This window comes from Gordonia aichiensis (assembly GCF_039946255.1).
GTDB lineage: Bacteria > Actinomycetota > Actinomycetes > Mycobacteriales > Mycobacteriaceae > Gordonia > Gordonia aichiensis_A.
The window spans coordinates 212129-233147 of record NZ_JBCDWL010000005.1 but is presented as its reverse complement, the minus strand read 5'-3'; the positions used below and the strand labels follow the sequence as shown (position 1 = coordinate 233147).

Sequence of the window (21019 nt, the reverse complement as noted above, 5' to 3'; positions counted from 1 at the left end):
GCGGGTAGACAGGAGGTCATGGATGTTTCGCGAGAAGTGGCCGGGGCGCGCCTGACCGATTGGCCCCGCACCTCGATCAACGACGCCGCGCTGCGGATGTCGGCGGTGGCGATCACCGTGGTCCGCCGCGAGGGCACGCACGGGGTCTGGCTGCTCAAACGACCGCAGACCATGCGCAATCATCCCGGCCAGTTCGCGCTGCCGGGTGGTCGGCTGGATGCGGGGGAGACCGCCGAGGACGCGGCGCTGCGGGAACTGCACGAGGAGACCGGAATCGTCGCCGGACCCGACTCGGTGCTCGGACAGCTCGACGACTACCGCACGAGGTCGGGCTATCTGATCACGCCGGTCGTGTGCTGGATCGACGACGACCCCGCGCTGGCGCCGAACCCGGCCGAGGTCGCCGAAACCCACTATGTGACCTTCGACGATCTGCTGCGGCCGGCGCGGTTCGTGTCGATCCCCGAGTCGGAGCGGCCGGTGGTCCAGCTTCCGATCGCGGGCGACCTGGTGCATGCGCCGACGGCAGCGGTGCTGTATCAGTTCGCCGAGGTGGTGTTGCGCGATCGCGCCACACGCGTCGCCGATCTGGAACAGCCGCCCTTCGCCTGGCAGTGACCGACCCTCAGGTCAGGTCCGGCACCGCCGGATCGACCGGGACCTCGATCACTGTCGGACCCGACCGACCCCACGCGTCGGCGAGCGCGGCGCGCACCTCGGCGGGCGTGCGGGCCACGACGCCGACGGCGCCGTACCCCTGCGCCAGCAGGGCCGGACTGATCCCCGGGATGTCCAGGCCGGGGACGCCCGGACTGTCCTCCAGCTTGCCGAAGGCCTTCAAGATCGCATACTCGCCGTTCGTCGGCACCACGACGACCACGGGCAGCTCCTGCCGGACCGCGGTGTACAACGCCTGCACCGAATACTGCATGGAGCCGTCGCCGATCACCGCCAGCACCGGCCGTCCGCGGCCGCTGTCGCGCTCGGCCAGCGCGATCCCCACCGACGCGGGCAGATCCCATCCCAGGGCCCCGCTGGCGAAGGTATAGAACGAGTCCGGCTCGGTGATCGGCCATTCGGCGTGCAGATCGGCCAGGTTGGACGGGCTCTCCTCCACCAGCACGGTGTCGTCGGGTGCGGCCCGGCGCAGCACGCGGAACAGTGCACGCGCCGACATCTCGGCGTCGTCCACCGGGTCGTCGATCTCGGGTTCGATCGGCGGATGCGGTGCCATGCCGTGGCCTTGGCGGACCACCGTGGCCGCCTGCGTGGACCGGGCCGGGACCATGGTGGTGAGGGTCTCGATCGCCAACACCGCGTCGCCGACCAGGCTGTCGCCGACCGGCGCGCGGGCCGACTCGTCGGGATCGGAGGTGATGTGCAGCAGACGGGCTCCCTCCGGAATGTACCGGCCGGGCACCCACGGGTAGTAGCGGAAGACCGGTGCGCCGATCACGATGATCAGATCGTGGCCGACGAGCCGCTCCGACAACAGGCCTTGCGCGAAGGGCAGGCCGCCGGCGTACAGGGGATGGTCCTCCGGGAAGGGCGGGCGTTCGCTGCTCGGTGCCGCCCACACCGGAGCGCCCAGCCGCTCGGCCAGGGCGACGGCCTCCCGCCAACCGTCGCCGCGGGCCACATCGGAGCCGAGGACGAGCGCCGGATGCCGTGCGGTCGCCAGCGCCCCGGCGAACTCGGCCAGGCGTGCCGGGTCGGGCGCCACCCGGGAGGCCACCGAGCGGACCGCCGCCGGCTCCGGGCAGAGCGCATCCCAGTCGTCGAGTGGCAGCGACAGGAAGACCGGTCCGGCCGGCGGTTGCAGTGCCGTCGCGTACGCCCGCATGAAGGCGCCCGGCACGTCCTGCGGGCGGACCGGCTGGTAGGCCCACTTCACATACGGTTTGAGGATCGTGTGCGGTTCGGCGTTGGCCAGCCACGGATCCAGCAGCAGCATCTCGCGCGTCTGCTGGCCTGCGGTGACGATCAGCGGAGTGCGATTCTGCGCGGCGCTGAGCAGCGTGCCCATCGCGTTCGCGGCGCCGGCCGCGGTGTGGACGTTGACCAGCGCGGGGGAGCGCATGGCCTGCGCATAGCCGTCGGCGGCCGCGACCACCGACGCTTCGTGCAGGCCCAGGACGAAGCGGAAGTCGTCGGGGAAGTTCTGCAGGAAGGTCTCCTCGGTGGAGCCGGGGTTGCCGAAGATCGTCGTCAATCCGAGATCGCGGAGCAGTTGATAGGTGGCTTCTCGGACGGTGGGCACAGCGGGTCCTTTCGGTGAGCGATGCGATGGTGTCGGGAGTCGGGGTCAGATCGGCATGCGGTAGCCGTAGAACTCGTGGTCCTCGTTGTAGCCGCCCTGACCCTTGCCGATGTGGTCGAAGGAGTCGACGAACTCGATCGAATCGATCCATTTGACTTGTTTGAAGCCCAGCTCATCCTCGTTGCGCAGCCGTGGCGGTGCACCGTGAGTCTGGGTGAGCGGTTCGCCGTTCATCTCGTAGGCGAGCATGGTGAGCTCGCGCGACATGTGCTCGACCTTGTGACAGTCGTAGTAGCGTCCGCCGCCCGGATCGCTGCCGTCGGCGAGCGAGTAGAACACCGCGTACTTGGCCTGGGGCAGCGGTTTGACGATGTCGAGGAGCTCGGACATCCGGACCCCGCCCCATTTCGCGACCCCCGACCATCCCTGAATGCAGTAGTGCTGGGTGATCTGCTCGTGTTTGGGCATCGCGAGCAGTTCGGCGTAGCTCAGCGCGACCGGATTCTCCACCAGGCCGTCGATGGAGAGCGCATAGTCGGACCAGTCGCCGGCCTGCAGTTCGCGGTACTCATCGGAGGTCGGGATAGTCCCGTTGGGCCACAGGTACGGCGAGATGTCCTTCTCCTGGTACTCGGCCGTCGGTTGTGTCCACTCCATCAGCGACTTGATCCAACCGACCATGAACCGTCCGGTCAGCTGGATCACCCGCGGGTATCGCAGGGTCAGCGGCGACGCGGCCAGCCACAGCACGGTCAGGACCGCCATCGCGATGACATAGATCACCAGCGGCCAGTAGGAGTCGGTGGCGGTGCCCAGGACGATGTGGTTGAGGTTCTGGACCAGACCGCTGATGAACACCATCACGGTGTGCACGCCGATGAAGAAGAGCATCCACACCAGGACGCAGAAGTGGATGGTGCGCGCCACCTGCCGGTTCAACGGCCCGCGTCCGGTGCCCAGGCGCCCGGCGATCGCCGGTGCTTGGAGCAGGCCGGTGATCAGGGCGAGCGGGGCGAAGACGAAGATCGTCAAGAAGTACGCGAGGATCTGCAGGCCGTTGTAGTTGGTGAAGCCCTCGTTCGCCGGGAAGTCGAACGACAGGTACTGGATTCCCGCCGACAGTGCGTTCGGCAGGACCTCCCACGAGGTCGGGATGAGTCGGCGCCACTGATCGGTGGAGAAGAGCAGGATGTAGAAGACCAGCCCGTTCACCAGCCACAGCGTGTCGAAGCTGAAATGCCACCAGCGCGCCAGTCCGATCGAGTGTCGGATGCCGGGGATGCCGAGCCACTTCGGCACTGACACCGAGTCGTCCTTGGGGGTCCACACCGTTGCGGCGTCGCGCTGGTCCCGGCGGTCTGCGGGAATCGGGCCGCGCATGCGAAGCCAGGCCGAGTCCGGGCGGCTGCCTGCGTTCAGGTACAACCGGGGGTGGTCGGCGAGGATCTGGATGCCCGCGCGCATCAGATACATCATGAAGAACAGGTTGAACAGGTGCTGCCAGCGCAGCCACGCCGGGAAACCCCCGGTCACCGACGGTGCGTACGTGGTCGCGGTGCCCGGATAGTCCGTCAGGAATGTCCGCATCCAGTCGTACTGGCGCAGCTGTTGGGCCACGGCCACCAGGACCACCAGCATCGCGATGGTGAGCGGAATCAGCCACAGGGTGCTGAACCACCGTCGGCCCACGCGGACGCTGGGGAACTGTGCCCGGTGCTGGGGCAGTCCGCCGGCGAACTCCGCCGGGTCGATGTGCTCGTGGAGCGGATCGATGCCCTGGTCCTGCCGGACGAGGGACTCCTGATCGTGCGGGGTACGCGGCGTCGGTCGTCGGTGAGGCGCGTCAGAACTCATGGTCGTACTCCTGCCGGTCAGCGTGCGGGGGATCAGACTGCGAGGTGTCGGTCGGTGGACCCGTTGTGAGTCGGGGGCCGGTGCGACGGATCCGGAACGTGTGCGCTGCCGAGGACGAACGTGTCGGCCCGGGAGCAGTCCCAGTCCTCGCGCCACGATGCGGGCGGATCGGTCAGCAGCTGCCCCGGGGAGAGCCATTCGTAGATCTCGGCGTACGACATCGACCGGTTGGGGCCCACGGTGCGCATGAGCATCGACGGGTGCAGATCGTCGAAGCTGTGCAGCCCCATCGACGCCACGAACTGCTTGGCGTTGTCGACCACGTGACGCTGCAGGTGGTAGACGCGGTCGGTCTTGTCGGGCACGTCCAGAGCCCGTGCCCGCCGCGGATCCTGGGTGGCGACGCCGACCGGACACTTGTTGGTGTGGCACTGCTGCGCCTGAATGCAGCCGACGGCCATCATCATGGCCCGTGCGGCCAGCGTGAAGTCGGCGCCCTGGCAGACGCGTTTGACGATGTCGATGCCGTTGGTGATCTTCCCCGAGGCGCCGATGCGGATCTGGTCGCGCAGTCCGGTGCCGACGAGCGCGTTGTGAACGGTCATCAGCCCCTGGGTCAGCGGCATCCCGACGTTGTCCTCGAACTCGATCGGCGCCGCGCCGGTTCCGCCCTCGGCGCCGTCGACGATGATGAAGTCGGGGGCGATGCCGGTCTCGCGGATCGCCTTGCAGATGCCGAGCAGTTCGCTGCGCGAGCCGACGCACAGTTTGAACCCGATCGGCTTGCCGCCGCTCAGTTCACGCAGTTCACCGATGAACTCGCAGAGGCCGCGCGGGCTGTGGAAATGGTTGTGAGAGGGCGGCGAGACGACGGTCCGACCGACGGGCACACCGCGCATCTGCGCGATCTCGGGGGTCACCTTGGCACCCGGCATCACCCCGCCCAACCCAGGCTTGGCACCCTGCGAGAGTTTGATCGACACGCACTTGATGTTCGGGTGGGCGGCCTTGCGCGCGAACTCGTCGGCGTCGAAATGCCCGTCGTCGGTCCGGCAGCCGAAGTAGCCGGTGCCGATCTCCCAGATCAGGTCGCCGCCCGGCTGCAGGTGGTATGGGCTCAGCCCGCCCTCACCGGTGTCGTGGGCGAATCCGCCTCGCGCGGCACCGCCGTTGAGGGCGAGGATCGCGTTGGCCGACAGCGCGCCGAAGCTCATCGCGGAGACGTTGAACATGGCCATGTCGTAGGGCTGACGGCAGTCGGGACCGCCGATCCGCACCCGCGGCGCCTCCTCGGGGGCCGGCTGCGCGGCGATCGAGTGCTGGACGTACTCGTAGCCGACCTTCGTGACATCGCGTTCGGTGCCGAACGGATCGACGTCCTTCACGTTCTTCGCGCGCTCGTAGATCGTGGTGCGGGTGTCGCGGTCGTACGGCACGCCGTCGGTGTTGCGCTCGATGAAGTACTGCTGGATCTCCGGTCGGATGTCCTCGAGTAGGAACCTGAAGTGGGCCAGGACCGGATAGTTCCGGAGAATGCTGTGCTTGCGCTGGAACAGGTCGTACGTGCCGACGGCCGCCACCAGCGCGATCGGCACGGTGAGGAACAGCCACCAGGGCGAGACCAGGAACACCAGCAGCAGCGTCAGGCCTCCGACGACCCATACTCCGAGAACTGACAGCCATCTGATCATCCGGGCGACTCCGATCCGCTAGTCTTCCGCAGCGGTGCCCGGAGGCGTCGCTGCATCCTCACCCATTGGTACCGCTTCCGATGACTGCCGATGGTCGAATTGCCGGATTCGGCGTTTAAGTTCATCGAGACCTGCAGATCGTCTCGATGCGCTTCGTCACTTCGTTCCTTCGCTTACTCGACAACCCTGGTTTCTAGGGTGGTCGAGCAAGCGCATCGAGACCGGCGGATGGTCTCGATGCGCTGCGCCTGTTCGTTCCTTCGCTTACTCGACAATCCTGGTTTCTAGGGTGGTCGAGTAAGCGGTTCGAGACCTGCGGGTCGTCTCGTTTCTAGGGTGGTCGAGTAAGCCTGGGAGCGGAGCGAGCAAGCGCATCGAGACCGGCGGGTGGTCTCGATGCGCTGCGCCTGTTCGTTCCTTCGCTTACTCGACAATCCTGGTTTCTAGGGTGGTCGAGTAAGCGGTTCGAGACCTGCGGGTCGTCTCGTTTCTAGGGTGGTCGAGTAAGCCTGGGAGCGGAGCGAGCAAGCGCATCGAGACCGGCGGGTGGTCTCGATGCGCTGCGCCTGTCCGTCCCTTCACTCACCCGACAGGCCTGGTCGGGGCGGGCTTTGCGCTCGTCAGCCGACGGGCTGTGCGACCTCGGCGCGGGCCCGGTGTGCGGCAGCGACCATGTGCTTCAAGGCCGCGGTCACTTCATCGGTGCGACGCGTCTTGAGACCGCAGTCCGGGTTCACCCACAGCCGGTCGGCGGGCACCGCGCCCAAGGCCTCCCTCAGCGACTCGGTGATCTCGTCGGCGCTCGGGATCCGCGGCGAGTGGATGTCGTAGACACCCGGTCCCACCTGCGCGGCGAAGCCCGCGGAGTTGAGATCGTCGAGCACCTCCATGTGCGAGCGGGCCGCCTCGATGGAGGTGACGTCGGCATCCAGGCCGGCGATCGCGCCGATCACCTCGCCGAACTCCGAGTAGCACAGGTGGGTGTGGATCTGTGTCTGATCGGCGATGCCGCCGGTCGCCAGCCGGAACGATCGAACGGCCCAGTCCAGGTAGGCAGCGCGGTCGGTGTCGCGAAGGGGCAGCAGCTCACGCAGCGCGGGCTCGTCGACCTGGATGATCGGCACCCCGGCCCGCTCCAGATCGACCGTCTCGTCGCGAATTGCCAGCCCCACCTGGTTCGCGGTGTCGGCGATCGGCTGATCGTCGCGGACGAACGACCACGCCAGGATGGTGACCGGACCGGTCAGCATGCCCTTCACCGGGCGGTTGGTCAGCGACTGCGCGTACGTGATCCAGCCGACGGTCATCGGCGCGCGACGCGAGACGTCGCCGAACAGGACCGGCGGCCGCACACAGCGTGAGCCGTACGACTGGACCCAGCCGTTGGCGGTGGCGAAGAACCCGTCGAGTTGCTCGGCGAAATACTGCACCATGTCGTTGCGCTCGGGTTCGCCGTGCACCAGCACGTCCAGCCCGACCTTCTCCTGCAGCGCGATCACCTCGGCGATCTCCCGCTCCATGCGGCAGCGGTATCCTTCGGCGTCGAGCGTGCCGTTGCGCAGCGCCGATCGAGCCTTGCGGATCTCGACGGTCTGGGGGTAGGAGCCGATGGTGGTCGTCGGCAGGACCGGCAGGTTCAAAGCCGCATCCTGTGCCTGCCGACGGACGTCGGCGGGCGTGCGCGTCCAGTCGGCGGGCGACAGCCCGGCAAGCCGGTCCCGCACCGCGCTGACGTGCAGCCGCGGATCGGTGGCTCGCGTGGCGAGCGCGGCGCGGGCCGCGTCGAACTGGCCGGCCTGATCGTCGCGGCCGTGGATCAGCGCGCGCGACAGTGCCGCCACCTCGGCGAACTTCTCCTCGGCGAAGGCGAGCCAGCTCGCCAGCGCGGCATCGAGCTCCGATTCGCCGCGCACGGTGTACGGCACGTGCAGGGTCGAGCACGACGTCGACACGGCGAGCGAACCCACGTGCGGCGCCAGCGACCGCAGCGTCTCGAGTGCCCGATCCAGGTCGGTCCGCCAGATGTTGCGACCGTCCACCACACCGGCGACGACGTGCTTGCCGGTCAGGCCCGCCGCCCGCACCGAATCCGCAGAGCCGGCCACCAGGTCGACGCCGACGGCCTCCACATCGGTCCGCGCCAGCGCACCGAGCCGGTCGGCGGCGTCGCCGAAGTAGGTCTGCACCAGGATCCGCGGGCGTGCGGGCGCCGCCGACAAGGCGGTGTAGACGCGCTCAGCCAGCGCAGCCAGGTCGGAGGCCTGATCGGTGACCAGCGTCGGCTCGTCGATCTGCACCCATTCGGCGCCGGCCTGCGTGAGGCGGCCGAGCAGATCGACGTACAGGGGGAGCAGGTCGTCGATCCGCGAGAGCGGTTCGGCTGCGCCGTCGACGGCCTTCGACAGTGCGAGGAAGGTGATCGGGCCGATCACCACCGGCCGTGCCGGAACGCCCTGGGCCCGGGCCTGACCGATCTCGTCGAGCACCTTGGTCGCATCGAGGGCGAAGACGGTGTCGGGGCCGATCTCCGGGACCAGGTAGTGGTAGTTGGTGTCGAACCACTTGGTCATCTCCAGCGGGGCGATGTCCGCGGTGCCGCGGGCGGCGGCGAAGTAGCGGTCGAGCGGGTCGGCGACCGAAGCTGTGCGCGGCGGGAGCGCGCCGAGCATCACCGCGGTGTCGAGGACCTGGTCGTAGTACGAGAACGTGTTCACCGGGACGGCGTCGAAACCGGCCTGGACCAGCTGATTCCAGCTGTCGCGCTTGATGCCGGTCGCGACCTGGTCGAGGGCGTGGGCGTCGATCCGGCCGGCCCAGTAGCCTTCGACGGCGCGCTTGAGTTCGCGGCCCGCGCCGATGCGGGCGACGCCCGGAACGGTGGCCGTGAAGGCGCGGGCGGTGTCAGTGCTGTGTGCCCTGTCGTCAGACATGACTGTTCTTCTCTCCTGCATGAGTAGTGGACAGCTGTCGCCATGCAGGGCGGCTGCGAATCGGCCCTCGTCGTGTGCCGCGCCGATCGGGCGCGTCCTCCACGGTGCGCCTCGGCGAGGCCGCGCGCACCGGTACGGAGGTCGGTTCGTCAGTCGCCCGTCCCTCGAGGCGGACAACCATCGGGCGCGGGTGCACCCGATACAACGGGCAGGTCTTCGGGCTCGTCGGCGCGCGCGCTCACACAGGAGCCCCGCATCTACTGGCCGTCGCTTCCCGGGAGGTGGCCGCCTCGGCGGGCCGGTCCCAGTGCGTCTGACGGCGGTCGTTCCGACATACCGCTGCGGGTCAGCTCCGGTGTCTCACCGGATTCCCTCTTGGCGGCGGACACCGCCTCGGCGGTGCTCTCGCGTCGACGCCCGAGGACGAGAAGCAGGGGCTCCTTGGTGATCTCGGTCGGGCGAACCAGTTGCGATCTCGATGGTAATCGGGCGGGTAAGATTGAGCATCATGGAATCCGGCAGTGATTTTAATTCAGGCTCATCGGCTGGATCGGTCGCTGGAATCGTCCTCGTCGCACGCGGCGACGAGCGCGTCCCCGCAGGTGATGAGGATGTTCCCGGAATCCAGCGCCTGATGGCCGCCGTGTCAAGTCTGGGTGCGGGCGGCTGCGGACAGGTGTTCGTCGCATTGGGCGCGCGGATCGTGCCCGCCCCCGACACCACGTCCACCACCTTGTATCTGCCCGAGTGGTACACCAGCCTCGACGCGTGCTCCACGGCCGCGCTCACCTTCGTCGACGACCATCCCGCCCTCACCGGGGTGGTGCTGCAGACGCTCGACAGCCCCGACTCCGGACCGATCGCGGTCTCGCGGGTCATCGACGCCGCAGGCGATCACCCGGGAACGATCTGCCGAGCCGCGTTCGCCGGTCGCGCCGCGCAGCCGATCTACCTCGGCGCCGACCGCATCCGCGAGGTGATCGCCGACATGGGCGCCGGTCTGTCGGCCGTCCGCTACCTGATCGAGCATCGCGACGACGTGCTGCTCGTGGACTGCACCGATCTGGGCAACCCCGCCGACTCCGTGCTCTGACTCCTGCTCCGACCCGCCGGCCGGCCCGTCCCGGCTCGTTTCACCACGCTCGTCTCACCAAGAAGGAATCGCGCTTGAGCCGCACCGCCGACACCTTGACCCGCGGACTCAACGCCCGGCACATCCGCTTCATCGCACTCGGATCGGCCATCGGGACGGGTCTGTTCTACGGCTCCGCCGAAGCCATTCGCGCCGCCGGACCGTCGGTCCTGCTGGCGTATCTGATCGGCGGCGCAGTCATCTACCTGGTGCTGCGGGCACTCGGCGAGCTGGTGGTCCGCAACCCGGTCGCCGGTTCCTTCGGGGAGTTCGCCGGCGAGCACATCGGGCCGCTGGCCGGCTTCCTGACCGGCTGGACGTTCATCTTCGAGATGATCGTCGTCTGCCTGGCCGACGTGACCGCGTTCGGCGTCTACATGGGCTTCTGGTTCCCCGACGTGCCGCGGTGGACGTGGGTGCTGGCGGTGGTGCTGTTCATCGGCGCCGTCAACCTGCTCAGCGTCACCGTCTTCGGCGAACTGGAGTTCTGGTTCACCCTGGTCAAGATCGTCGCCATCGTCGCGATGATCGTCGGCGGCGTCGCGATCCTGATCTTCGGCTTCGGGGTTCACGACCCGGCGCAGGGGGCGACGAACCTGTGGTCCGACGGCGGCTTCATGCCCAACGGGATCGCAGGCTTCCTGTCGAGCTTCGCAGTCGTGATGTTCGCCTTCGGCGGCACCGAGATCATCGGCATCACCGCGGGTGAGGCCGCCGACCCGAGCCGCACCATCCCGAAGGCCGTCAACACCGTCCCGGTCCGGATCCTGCTGTTCTACGTCTGCACGCTCGCCGTCATCATGGCGATCACCCCGTGGAGTCAGATCAGTGGCGACCGCAGCCCGTTCGTCCAGATCTTCGAGGCGCTCGGGGTGGGGCCGGCCGCGGCCGTCCTCAACGTCGTGGTGATCACCGCGGCCCTGTCGGCGATCAACAGCGACATCTTCGGCGCCGGACGGATGATGTACGGGCTGGCTCAGCGGGGGCAGGCGCCCGCGGCGATGAAGGTGGTCACCCGTAACGGCGTGCCCTGGTTCACCGTCGTCGTCATGGTGGGGGCGCTGCTTCTCGCGGTGGTCCTGAACTGGTTGATGCCCGACCGTGTGTTCCTGCTCGTCGCGTCGATCGCGACCTTCGCGACGATCTTCGTGTGGCTGATGATCCTGCTCTCGCAGTATCGGGCGCGCCGCGCGATGTCGTCGGCCGAGCAGCGGACGCTGGAGTTCGGCGTCCCGTTCTGGCCGTACGGCCAGTTGCTCGCCATCGGCTTCCTCGGCTTCGTCGCGGTGATCCTCGTCGTCGACGCCGACACCCGCATCGCCTTCCTGACCGGGACGGTGTGGCTGGTCGCACTGACGGTCGCCTACCGGCTGTTCGTGTCCCGGCCGGCGGATCGGCGCGGGGCACCGACCGCGGGCGCCGGACAACCGGCCCCGGCCGACGAGACCGGGGCGTAGCCGGCAGCGACCGGGCCGGCCGGCAGTCACCGGACTGGGCGCCCGGGCGGCGCCGGCACCGGGTGCGGCGACGACAGAGCCGGGGCCCGCAGTCGCAGGCCCCGGCTCGACCGTCAGGCGGCTACCGGCCGCTGATCGCGGAGATGATCCGCGGTCGCAGCGCCGCGGCGCTGATCACTTCGTCCACCGAACCCACGCGGACGGCGCGCGCGATGTCGTGGACGCCGTCGAACTCCGCGGCCATCTCGGAGATCTTCTCCGCCCGCACCGAGGTGCGCAGCTGATCGAGCTCGGCCCCCAGTGTGGCGCGGTCGGTGCCGGAGGCGTCGGCGATCCGCGCCTCGAGCTCCTTGATCCGCGGGTCGTTGGCCGTCTGGGCGCTGACCTCGCCGGCGAAGACGACCGCGGCGGCGGGCGCTCCGCCGAGCACCGAGGCGAACGATCCCTCGACCGCCAGGACGGTCATGTTCGGGTTGAGCGCCTTGGAGAACACGACGAAGGCGCCGCCGTGGTACCGGGAGATCACGCAGAACACGATCGGGCCGTCGAAGTTGACGATCGCCCGGCCGATCTCGGCGCCGTACTCGAGCTGCACCTTGCGCATCGACTCCGGCGAGCCGTCGAAGCCCGACAGGTTCGCCAGCACGACGAGCGGACGGTTTCCGCTCGCGGCGTTGATCGCGCGGGCCGCCTTCTTCGACGACTGCGGGAACAGCGTGCCGGCGGTGAAGGTGTCGGGGCCGTCGGTCGGGGTGAAACCGCGTCGGGCGACCGGCTTGGACTCGATGCCGATCAGGCACACCGGCGCGCCGCCCAGGTGCGCGTCCTGCACCACGACGGTGTCGGCGTCGGCCATGCCCGCCCAGCGTTCCAGCACCGGCAGGTCCTGGTCCGACAGCGCCCGCATCACGGTGCGGATGTCGAAGGGCTTCTTCCGGTCCGGGTTCGCGGTCGCCGAGAAGATGTCGCCGACGGTGGTGAACTCGCTGTCGGGGATGCTGTGCGGGAACTCGGTGACGTCACGGTCCACCGGGTCGGTCGACGTCGCCGGTCGCGGACCGGCCTCGCCCGGCACCACGTAGGTGTGGTCGTAGTGGGCCATCAGCACGTCCCGCGCCGCGGGCAGGTTGGGCGCCCAGTACTGTGCCTGGCCGTTGGGGCCGGCCACGCGGTCGTAGCCGCCGATGCCGAAGTTGTCTTCGGCCGAGACGCCGCCGGAGAAGTCGAGCGACTGCTTGCCGGTCAGCACCATCGCCGAATCGGGCGTCATGACCAGGATGCCCTTGGTGTGCATCAGCATCGTCGCCTCGGCGTTCCAGTAGGGCTGGGCGCCGACGTTGATCCCGGCGACGACCACGTTGATCTCGCCGCCGGCCTGGGTGAACTCGACGATCCGCTTGAGCGCGGCGGCCACCCAGTCCATGTTCTCGGTGCCCGAAGTCATCGAGATGCGTGCGCCGGAGGAGAGCGCGTACCACTCGAGCGGCACCTGCATCTGCTCGGCCAGGTCGAGGGCGGCGATCACCCGGGCGCACTCCGGCTCGGCCAGCGCACCGAGCGACTTCGTCGGATCGCCGAGCAGCACCACGCGGGTGACGCCCTCCGGATGCTTGACGGTCTCGGTGGTGGCGACGCCGACGACGATGCCCGCCGAGTTCTGCCCCTTGGGCCGCTCGACCGGTGCCAGTGCGTCGCCGTCGAGGTCGTACTCGGTGAACTCGCCGAGCGTTCCGGCCAGGTCGTACGGGTACACGGTGCCGCGCGAGGCCGCCTTCAGGACCTTCTGGCGGTACTCGTCGATCGGCTCCACCGGCTCGTCGGACGGCTCGCCCAACTCCACCACCGACTCGCCGGTGGGACCGAAGGTGATCCGGATCTCGACCTTCGACAGCTCGCGGGTCGTCCGGTCACGCAACCGTCCGATCAGCGTGATCTCCTCCAAGCCGGCGCCGGCGACCGAGTTGGTCTCGATCGTGTGCTCCACGATCCGCTTCACCGCGCTCGGCGACACCTCCATCGGCGGCCAGATGTACATGACGATCCGGTTGGTGGTGAACCGGCTGCGCGTCGGGCGGCCCGACTGTGCGCGGCGGATCGCGTCGACGCAGGTGCCGAGGGCGATCTCCGCGGTCGGCAGGGTCAGCAGCCTGCCGTCCTCTTCGACGGCGGTCAGGTCCCGGACCTGGGCGAAGGCGATGAGCCGATCGTCGGCCGGGTTGGCCTTCGCGACGCAACGGAACAGGTAGACCTCGTCGTCGTCGGACGACTGCAGCCGCGTCAGATCGAACTTGCGCAGCCGTTCCATCTGCATGCGTCGCGCGATGTACGGGTGCAGTCCCCGGATCAGCCGGTCCTCGGTGAATCCGGTCGCCGACGGCCGGAACGTCACGTGGTGGTGCATGGTGTCGGCTCCGCGGCCGGCGATGGTCGCGGTGACGCGGTGGATGCGATCGGGCAGCACGTGCGCCGACAGGACGTCGTACAGCGCGGCGACCAGGCCGTCGCTGTCGTGGGGCTGATTCTCCCACCGGACGTAGATGTCGGCGTCGATCGACGCAGACGTCTCGGCCAGCTCCGAGAGCCCGTCCAGCGCCGTGTCGAGGTTCTCGAAGCTCGACGCGACCGACACCAGCGAGGCGCCGTCGCGTTCGGCGACGACGAAGGTGCAGCCCCCGTTGCGCGACGAGCGCACCGCCGTCAGCCCCTTGTTGCCGTAGTAGCGGCGGGTGAGGACCTCGAGCATCACGGCGTCGTCGAGCGAGTCGTCGTTGAGCCGTTCGCTGAGGACAGTCACCAGCGGTGCGGTGCTGCGGACCATGTCGGTGATCCGGTCGGCGCGGTCGGCGGCGTCCGGATTCGCGTCCAGGTAGGTCAGGTGCGACCGGACGAGGCTGTAGATGGCCTCGCGATTGCGACGCAGCCGCGGCTGGCCGAACCAGTTGTAGAGCACGCCGCGAGCCAGGTCGGCGATGGCGGGGTACCGGGCCTGCGACACCGCGATCAGGTGTTCCACGGCGACGCCGGCCGCCTCGCGCTGGTCGTCCTCGGGTGCGGGGTCGGTGAGCCACTGGCGCAGCAGGGCGACGACGACGGGCGCGGTCGCCGAGGCGCGAGCCAGTGCCAGGAAGATCCGGAACACCGCGTTCTCGACGTCGGGCGTCCGATCGAGCTCGGTGATCCCGTAGTGCGACAGGGCCGCGGCCAGCTTGGTCTGGAAGCGCTGCGGGACGGCGGCGACGTCGACGTCCAGGCTCTGCAGGTAGGTGTGGAAGTGCTCGCGGGCACTGTGGACGTGGGCGTCCTCCTCCGCCGCGTCGTCGGCGGGGCGCCGCTCGGTGAGGGCCGCGATGTCGGCGAAGACCGTGACGAGGTCGATCTCGCTGGCGAGCGTGCGCCGACCCGAGGCGAGCGCGTCGGCTCGCGCCGCGAGGTAGTCGGCGAGCGGACGCCCGGTGTCGTCGGGGTCGACGTCGAACCCGCGCAGCAGTCCGCGCAGATCCTGTGCGCCGCGCGCCAGGCCCGCGCCGGCATCGGCCGGCTCGGTGGGGTCGGGAAGGTCGAGCACCGCGTCGTCGGCCGATCCGGTGTCCTCGTCGGCCTCGTCGCTCAGCGGCTCCAGGCGCAGCAGGGGAGCGCCGGTCTCCACTTGGCCGCCGACCGACACCAGGCATTCGGTGAGTCGGGCCTTGAAGGGCGCCCGCAGGACCGTCTCCATCTTCATGCTCTCGAGCACCAGCACCGGATCGCCGGCCTCGACCTCGCCGCCCACCTCGAGCGGGGTGGCGATGACCAGCGCCGGAGCCGGCGAGCGGACGACGCCGCCCTCGTCGCGGCTCACCCGGTGGGTGACGCCGTCGACGTCGACCAGGTGGATCGGTCCGTGGACGTCGGTGAGCAGGCGGTAGCGGACGCCGTTCACGGTGAGGCTGCCCGCATGCTCGTCGTAGCGTTGCAGTTCGACGTCGAAGGCCTGGAACTGGTCGCCGGCCTCGACCCGGATGCGGAAGTGGTGTGCGCCGGTCCGGGCCACGCGCACGCGGTAGGCCGCGCCCCGGAGCTTGAAGTCGACGGGTCGGGCGCTCTCGTGCTGCACCTGCGGGCGGCCGCCGGCCGCGGTCACCAGCAGCCGCTCGAGCTCGGCCTGCTCGTCCTCCTCGTAGGCGTCGATGGCGGCCACGGCGAGCGCCACGGTGGAGTGCTGCTGGGAGACCAGCCGGCCCTCGTCGCGCACCCGGTCGATCCACCCGGTGTCGGCCGAGCCGTCGATGACCTCGGGCTGGCGCAGCAGCTCGAGCACGAAGCTCTTGTTGGTGGCGCCGCCCTCGATGATGACGCCGGTGCGCGACATCGCGCGGCGCAGCCGACCGAGCGCCTCGTCGCGGTCGCGGCCGTAGGCGATGATCTTGGCGATCATGGAGTCGAAGTCGGCGGGGATGGTGTCGCCTTCGCTGACACCGGTGTCGACACGGATGCCGGGTCCGTTCGGGAAGTCCAGGCAGGCGATCCGGCCGGGTGCCGGCGCGAAGTCGCGGTCGGGGTCCTCGGCGTTGAGCCGGGCCTCGATGGCGTGACCGCGCTCGATCGGCCGCGGTCCCTCCAGCCGACCGCCCGCGGCGACGTGCAGCTGCGCGCGGACCAGGTCGAAGCTGTTGGTGAGCTCGGTGATCGGGTGCTCCACCTGCAGGCGGGTGTTGACCTCGAGGAAGGCGAACAGCTGCTCACCTGGGTGGTACAGGAACTCGACGGTCGCCGCACCGCGGTAGCCGACCGCCAGGGCGAGGCGTTCGGCCGAGGCCTTGACCTCGTCGGCCTGATCCTGGCTCAGGACCGGTGAGGAGGACTCCTCGATGACCTTCTGGTTGCGCCGCTGCACCGAGCAGTCGCGCACGCCCAGCGCCCACGCGGTGCCCTGACCGTCGGCGATGACCTGCACTTCGACGTGCCGGGCACCGGTCACCAGGCGCTCGAGGAAGACCACGCCGCTGCCGAAGGCCCGCTCGGCCTCCTCTCGGGTGCGCTGGTAGGCGTCCACGAGCTCGGACTCGTCGGTGACCTTGCGGATGCCGCGCCCGCCGCCGCCTGCGGTCGCCTTCAGCATCAGCGGATACCCGATGTACTCGGCGGCCGCTTTGGCCTCCTCCACGTCGTTGACCGGCCCGCGGCTCCACGGGGCGACCGGCACCCCGACCTCCTCGGCGATCAGCTTGGCGCCGATCTTGTCACCGAGCTTGCGCATCGCGTCACCGGACGGGCCGACGAAGGTGACGCCGATCTCGTCGCACAGATCGGCGAAGGCGGGGTCCTCGGCGACGAAGCCCCATCCGACCCAGGCGGCGTCGGCGCCGGTGCTGCGCAGGGCGTTCTCGAGCACCTTCAGGTCCAGGTAGGGGCGGGCCGACGCCGGACCCAGATCGAATGCGATGTCGGCCTCGCGCACGTACGTCGCGTTCTCATCGACGTCGGTGTGCAGGGCGACGACCTCGATCGACTGTCCCGTCTCGGCGTTGAGGTCTCGGACTGCATTGATGAGGCGCATGCCCGCCTCGCCTCGGTTGACGATCGCGATGCGTTTGAACAACGGGGGAGCTCCTTGTGTGAGATGCGGCTGGGGTGGTGCGGCTGGGGGGATTGTGCGGCTGGGGTGGTGCGGCTGGAATCAGGTGGGTCCGGGGTCGCGGAGACCTGACGCGTGTGGGGTCAGGGGAGGCCGACTGTCAGCGGGGTCGGATCGAGTCGGAGCAGATCCGCGGCCAGTCGGCTGACGGGGGCGCAGGCCTGCTCGAGCGCCTCGGCGTAGCCGTCGCGGGCGAGTCCGCGCAGGTCGCCGCCTGCGGGTCCGCGGACAGTCACGCCGATCACGGCGACCAGTTCGCCCGTGGTCGGTATGCAGACGGCCCAGAGGTAGCCGGTCTCGTCGGTCCAGCCCTCGTGGGCTCGTCGGACGTAGTCGGCGGGGTCGTCCACGCCCAGCAGGGTCAGTGCCGGGACGTCGGAGAGTCGTTCGTCGTGACGCAGAGCGCGCAGATACCAGGCGCCGGCATTCACCTCGACGGGCTGCATTTCTACCGGGCCTCCTGCGGCTGCTCGTTTCGCCGGATCTGTCGTGATCGGGCGGCGTCTGTGCGCTGGAAAAGCGCGTGCCGTGTTCCGTCTCGGCTTCGGACACGGAACACGGCACGGGTTGACATCGGTGCGCGGAGATCTAGCGGTACTACTTGATCTCCAGCAGGACGGTGCCCTGGGTGACGGCGGCGCCCGCCTCTGCGGCGAGTCCGGTGACCACACCGTCCTTGTGAGCGGTGACCGGGTTCTCCATCTTCATGGCCTCCAGGACGAGGACCAGGTCGCCGGCGGCGACGGTGTCGCCCTCGGCGACGGCGACCTTGACGACGGTGCCCTGCATCGGTGCTGCGACGGCGTCGCCCGACGCGGCTGCCGCGCCGCCCTTCTTGCGGGTGCGTGCCTTCGGCTTGCGCTGGACGGCGCCGTTGCTGCCGCCCCCGCCCAGGTTCAGGTCGCCGGGCAGCGAGACCTCGACGCGACGGCCGCCGACCTCGACGACGACCTGCTGGCGCGGCGTCGTGTCCTCGTCGTCGAGCGGCTCACCGCCGGTGAAGGGCTCGATGACGTTGTCCCAGTCGTTCTCGATCCACTTGGTGTAGACCTCGAAGCCGTTCTCGTCGCCGATGAACGCCGGATTGCTGACGATGTGGCGGTGGAACGGGATGACGGTGGCCAGACCGCCGACCTCGAACTCGGCCAGGGCGCGGCGCGACCGCTCCAGCGCCTGCTGGCGGTCCTCACCGGTGACGATGAGCTTGGCGAGCATCGAGTCGAACTGACCGCCGATCACATCGCCCTCGCGGACGCCGGAGTCGACGCGGACGCCGGGGCCGGTGGGCTCGCGGTAAGTGGTGATCGGACCCGGGGCGGGCATGAAGCCGCGCCCGGCGTCCTCGCCGTTGATGCGGAACTCGAACGAGTGGCCGCGCGGCTCGGGATCCTCGGTGATCGAGAGCTCCTTGCCCTCGGCGATGCGGAACTGCTGACGGACGAGGTCGATGCCCGCGGTCTCCTCGGTGACCGGGTGCTCGACCTGCAGTCGGGTGTTGACCTCGAGGAACGACACCGTCTCGCCCTGGACCAGGTACTCGACCGTGCCGGCGCCGTAGTAGCCGGCCTCGCGGCAGATGGCCTTGGCCGACGAGTGGATCATCTCGTGCTGGGCGGGCGTCAGGAAGGGGGCCGGGGCCTCTTCGACGAGCTTCTGGAAGCGACGCTGCAGCGAGCAGTCGCGGGTGCCGACGACGACCACGTTGCCGTGCTGATCGGCGATGACCTGGGCCTCGACGTGGCGGGCCTTGTTGAGGTACTGCTCGACGAAGCACTCGCCGCGACCGAAGGCGGCGACCGCCTCGCGGGTGGCCGACTCGAACAGCTCCGGGATCTCTTCGATGGTGTGGGCGACCTTCATGCCGCGACCGCCGCCGCCGAAGGCGGCCTTGATCGCGACGGGAACCCCGTGCTCCTTGGCGAAGGCGACGACCTCGTCGGCGCCGGACACCGGGTCCTTGGTGCCGGCGGCCATCGGTGCCTTCGCACGCTCGGCGATGTGCCGGGCGGTGACCTTGTCGCCGAGGTGGCGGATCGACTCGGGCGACGGACCGATCCAGGTCAGGCCCGCGTCCAGAACGGCCTGCGCGAAGTCGCCGTTCTCGGAGAGGAAGCCGTAGCCCGGGTGGATGGCGTCGGCGCCCGAGCGTGCAGCGGCGTCCAGAATCTTGTCGAAGACGAGGTACGACTCGGCTGAGGTCTGACCGCCCAGCGCGAACGCCTCGTCGGCGAGCCGGACGAACTGTGCCTCGGCGTCCGGCTCGGCGTACACCGCGACGCTGGCGATCCCGGCGTCCTTCGCGGCGCGGATCACGCGGACGGCGATCTCGCCGCGGTTGGCGATGAGGACCTTCTTGATGGTCGTCTGGCTGACTTCAGCGGAACTGGTCACTGGCACTCCTGTAGCACCGCCGGGCGGCGGGCCGTTGTCGGGGACGGCGTTCGCCATCCGGGGTCGACGGGCTGCGTCTCGCGCGGGAAACTCCCGCTCGTGGCGTCGTACACATGGCTCGCATTCGGCGGGCAACGTGATTTCCGCGACTTAGAATATCGCACCGAGCGATTGTTCGGTGACGGGCCTGTCGTGCACGTCTGGAATTGGTCTACCCGTCGCTCGCCGTACGCGCGAGTAGGTCGGCGAAGCAGTCCAGGAACCGCGAGACGATCCCGGTGTGCGACGCCGGATACCGCGCGTGCATCCGAACTCCCCCCGGCGTCCGGTTCACCCAGACGTAAACCTCGTCGTCAGAGTAGGAATGGCTGCGGAGCACGCGCGCCGCGCCCGCATCGCCGACATCGGCTTTCGGGGTGGTGCGGGTGTCCATGTACGAGACGACGAAATGCGGGGTCCCGGTCAATCCAATGAGATCGGCCACACGGAGGAACGGGAGCTTGCCGCCGTGCCGCGAATCGGTCAATGCGGTCGTGCTTCGCCGACCGGCCTCGGCCAGCGACGGGTCGTCGGACACGTCGACGACCAGCGGGGCCAGGCCGACGAACCAGCCGAGCGAATGCAGCCACGAGCGGTCGGTGCGGGTGTGCCGGGGCATCACGATCGCGAAGTCGTCGGCACCGCTGACCCGCCGGAAGGCGACGGCCAGGGCGCCGAGCAGACCGCCGACCAGCGAGGCGCCCGCCGCCGCGCAGAAGTCCTCGTATCGGCGGGCCGCGGGTTCGTCGAGCAGCAGCACCGTCCGAGACGGCTGATAGGGCTGCGGGGGTGCGGCCTCGGCGGTGCCGCCCGCGGGCCGGTGGTCGACCGGTGCGGGCACCGGCGCGGTCGGCGGGTCGGCATCGGCCGAGGACGGGGTCAGCAGCGGATTGAGCGGCATCGTGCCGCCGTACCGGGCGAGGAAGTTCGCCCAGGTGCGGACCGCCGGGTGAGAGGCGTCCGCTTCGTCGGCCGCTCGTCGCTGCACGTCGCTGAAGTCGGGGTAGCTGCCCGTCGGCTCGAGTTGGGGCAGTCGTCGCTCGCGGGCGGCGCGGTACAGCTCGGTCAACTCGTGATGTGCGCTCACCAGCGAGTAGCCGTCCACCAGCGAGTGGTCGGCAGCCATCAGCAGGGTGAAGCTGTCCGGGCGGGCGACCGTGGCGAAACGGTAGGCCGGCCAGTGCAGCGGTGCGGTCGCGCGGTCGAAGGAACCGGCGATCTGTTCCAGCAGCAGGGGCGTCTCGGTGTACCAGCCGATGCGGGCCATCTTGACCCGGACGGTGTCCGGCGGCGTGCTGTAGCGCTCGGTGCGGTAGCGGCCGTCGCGGTCGGCTTTGAGCACCACGTGGGTGCGCAGGACCTCGTGACGGTTGATGTAGGCCACGATCGCCGTCCGGACCGACGGCACCGACATCGGCTCGGCGAACTCGATCGCCAGACCCAGCCACGACTCGCGCCCGCCCTCACGGTGGGTCAGCGCGCGATACTCGAACGCCGAACGCAGGTGCGCTTCGTGGTTATGGGAGGTCTGCCGACTGTCGCGCTGCCAGTTGCCGAGACCGCCGGGCACAGCCGGAATCCATTCGACGAGCCCGCCCGGCTGAATGGGAGCGTCGAGAATCTGAAGGAAATCCATTGCGGGGAAGCAAGT

At 69.4% G+C, this 21019-nt stretch carries 11 protein-coding genes and 1 riboswitch; of the genes, 3 read left to right on the top strand and 8 right to left on the bottom strand.

Going from position 1 to position 21019, the window contains the following annotated elements:
- Positions 1 to 18: 18 nt before the first annotated feature.
- Entirely contained in the window at positions 19 to 618 is a 600-nt protein-coding gene (locus AAFO60_RS08670; protein WP_347955776.1) for an NUDIX hydrolase, read from the top strand.
- Between the two features lie 7 nt (positions 619 to 625).
- Here AAFO60_RS08670 and mdlC read toward each other — a convergent pair whose 3' ends face one another.
- The 4 genes from mdlC to metE form a co-directional block, all read right to left on the bottom strand.
- Positions 626 to 2260 carry a benzoylformate decarboxylase gene (gene mdlC / locus AAFO60_RS08665; RefSeq protein WP_347955775.1) on the bottom strand — a complete coding sequence of 545 codons (1635 nt, stop codon included), beginning with the start codon at positions 2258 to 2260 and terminating at the stop codon, positions 626 to 628.
- A 45-nt stretch (positions 2261 to 2305) separates the two neighbouring features.
- Positions 2306 to 4114, bottom strand: coding sequence for a molybdopterin-dependent oxidoreductase (locus AAFO60_RS08660; RefSeq protein ID WP_347955774.1), 1809 nt, complete (start codon positions 4112 to 4114; stop codon positions 2306 to 2308).
- A 32-nt stretch (positions 4115 to 4146) separates the two neighbouring features.
- Positions 4147 to 5805 carry an FMN-binding glutamate synthase family protein gene (locus AAFO60_RS08655; protein WP_347955773.1) on the bottom strand — a complete coding sequence of 553 codons (1659 nt, stop codon included), beginning with the start codon at positions 5803 to 5805 and terminating at the stop codon, positions 4147 to 4149.
- A 620-nt stretch (positions 5806 to 6425) separates the two neighbouring features.
- Positions 6426 to 8735: a 5-methyltetrahydropteroyltriglutamate--homocysteine S-methyltransferase gene (gene metE, locus AAFO60_RS08650; RefSeq protein ID WP_347955772.1), complete on the bottom strand. Its 2310-nt coding sequence runs from the start codon at positions 8733 to 8735 to the stop codon at positions 6426 to 6428.
- Positions 8736 to 8925: 190 nt separating this feature from the next.
- Positions 8926 to 9171, bottom strand: a riboswitch (cobalamin riboswitch).
- A gap of 72 nt (positions 9172 to 9243) precedes the next feature.
- Here metE and AAFO60_RS08645 point away from each other — a divergent pair.
- Together AAFO60_RS08645 and AAFO60_RS08640 are read left to right on the top strand one after the other, a co-directional pair.
- Entirely contained in the window at positions 9244 to 9828 is a 585-nt protein-coding gene (locus AAFO60_RS08645) for a hypothetical protein (RefSeq protein WP_347955771.1), read from the top strand.
- Positions 9829 to 9902: 74 nt separating this feature from the next.
- Positions 9903 to 11324: an amino acid permease gene (locus AAFO60_RS08640; protein ID WP_347955770.1), complete on the top strand. Its 1422-nt coding sequence runs from the start codon at positions 9903 to 9905 to the stop codon at positions 11322 to 11324.
- A gap of 121 nt (positions 11325 to 11445) precedes the next feature.
- Here the strand turns inward: AAFO60_RS08640 and AAFO60_RS08635 are convergent, their stop codons facing one another.
- The 4 genes from AAFO60_RS08635 to AAFO60_RS08620 all read right to left on the bottom strand — a co-directional run bounded on the left by AAFO60_RS08635 (position 11446) and on the right by AAFO60_RS08620 (position 21004).
- Positions 11446 to 16902 carry a carboxyl transferase domain-containing protein gene (locus AAFO60_RS08635; RefSeq protein WP_347955769.1) on the bottom strand — a complete coding sequence of 1819 codons (5457 nt, stop codon included), beginning with the start codon at positions 16900 to 16902 and terminating at the stop codon, positions 11446 to 11448.
- A 119-nt stretch (positions 16903 to 17021) separates the two neighbouring features.
- On the bottom strand, positions 17022 to 17384 hold the full coding sequence (locus tag AAFO60_RS08630; protein WP_347955768.1) for a hypothetical protein: 363 nt from the start codon (positions 17382 to 17384) through the stop codon (positions 17022 to 17024).
- 151 nt (positions 17385 to 17535) lie between these two features.
- Positions 17536 to 19335 (bottom strand): acetyl/propionyl/methylcrotonyl-CoA carboxylase subunit alpha, encoded by a 1800-nt coding sequence (locus tag AAFO60_RS08625; RefSeq protein WP_424311275.1) that lies wholly within the window; start codon positions 19333 to 19335, stop codon positions 17536 to 17538.
- Between the two features lie 205 nt (positions 19336 to 19540).
- A complete protein-coding gene (locus AAFO60_RS08620) occupies positions 19541 to 21004 on the bottom strand; it encodes a condensation domain-containing protein (protein ID WP_347955766.1) in 1464 nt (487 codons plus the stop codon).
- Between the last annotated feature and the right edge of the window lie 15 nt (positions 21005 to 21019).

Bases quoted from the DNA above. Each gene is read 5' to 3' on its own strand.
- AAFO60_RS08670 (WP_347955776.1), top strand. From the start codon at position 19: ATGGATGTTTCGCGAGAAGTGGCCGGGGCGCGCCTGACCGATTGGCCC.
- AAFO60_RS08660 (WP_347955774.1), bottom strand. From the start codon at position 4,114: ATGAGTTCTGACGCGCCTCACCGACGACCGACGCCGCGTACCCCGCAC.
- AAFO60_RS08655 (WP_347955773.1), bottom strand. From the start codon at position 5,805: ATGATCAGATGGCTGTCAGTTCTCGGAGTATGGGTCGTCGGAGGCCTG.
- metE (WP_347955772.1), bottom strand. From the start codon at position 8,735: ATGTCTGACGACAGGGCACACAGCACTGACACCGCCCGCGCCTTCACG.
- AAFO60_RS08645 (WP_347955771.1), top strand. From the start codon at position 9,244: ATGGAATCCGGCAGTGATTTTAATTCAGGCTCATCGGCTGGATCGGTC.
- AAFO60_RS08630 (WP_347955768.1), bottom strand. From the start codon at position 17,384: ATGCAGCCCGTCGAGGTGAATGCCGGCGCCTGGTATCTGCGCGCTCTG.
- AAFO60_RS08620 (WP_347955766.1), bottom strand. From the start codon at position 21,004: ATGGATTTCCTTCAGATTCTCGACGCTCCCATTCAGCCGGGCGGGCTC.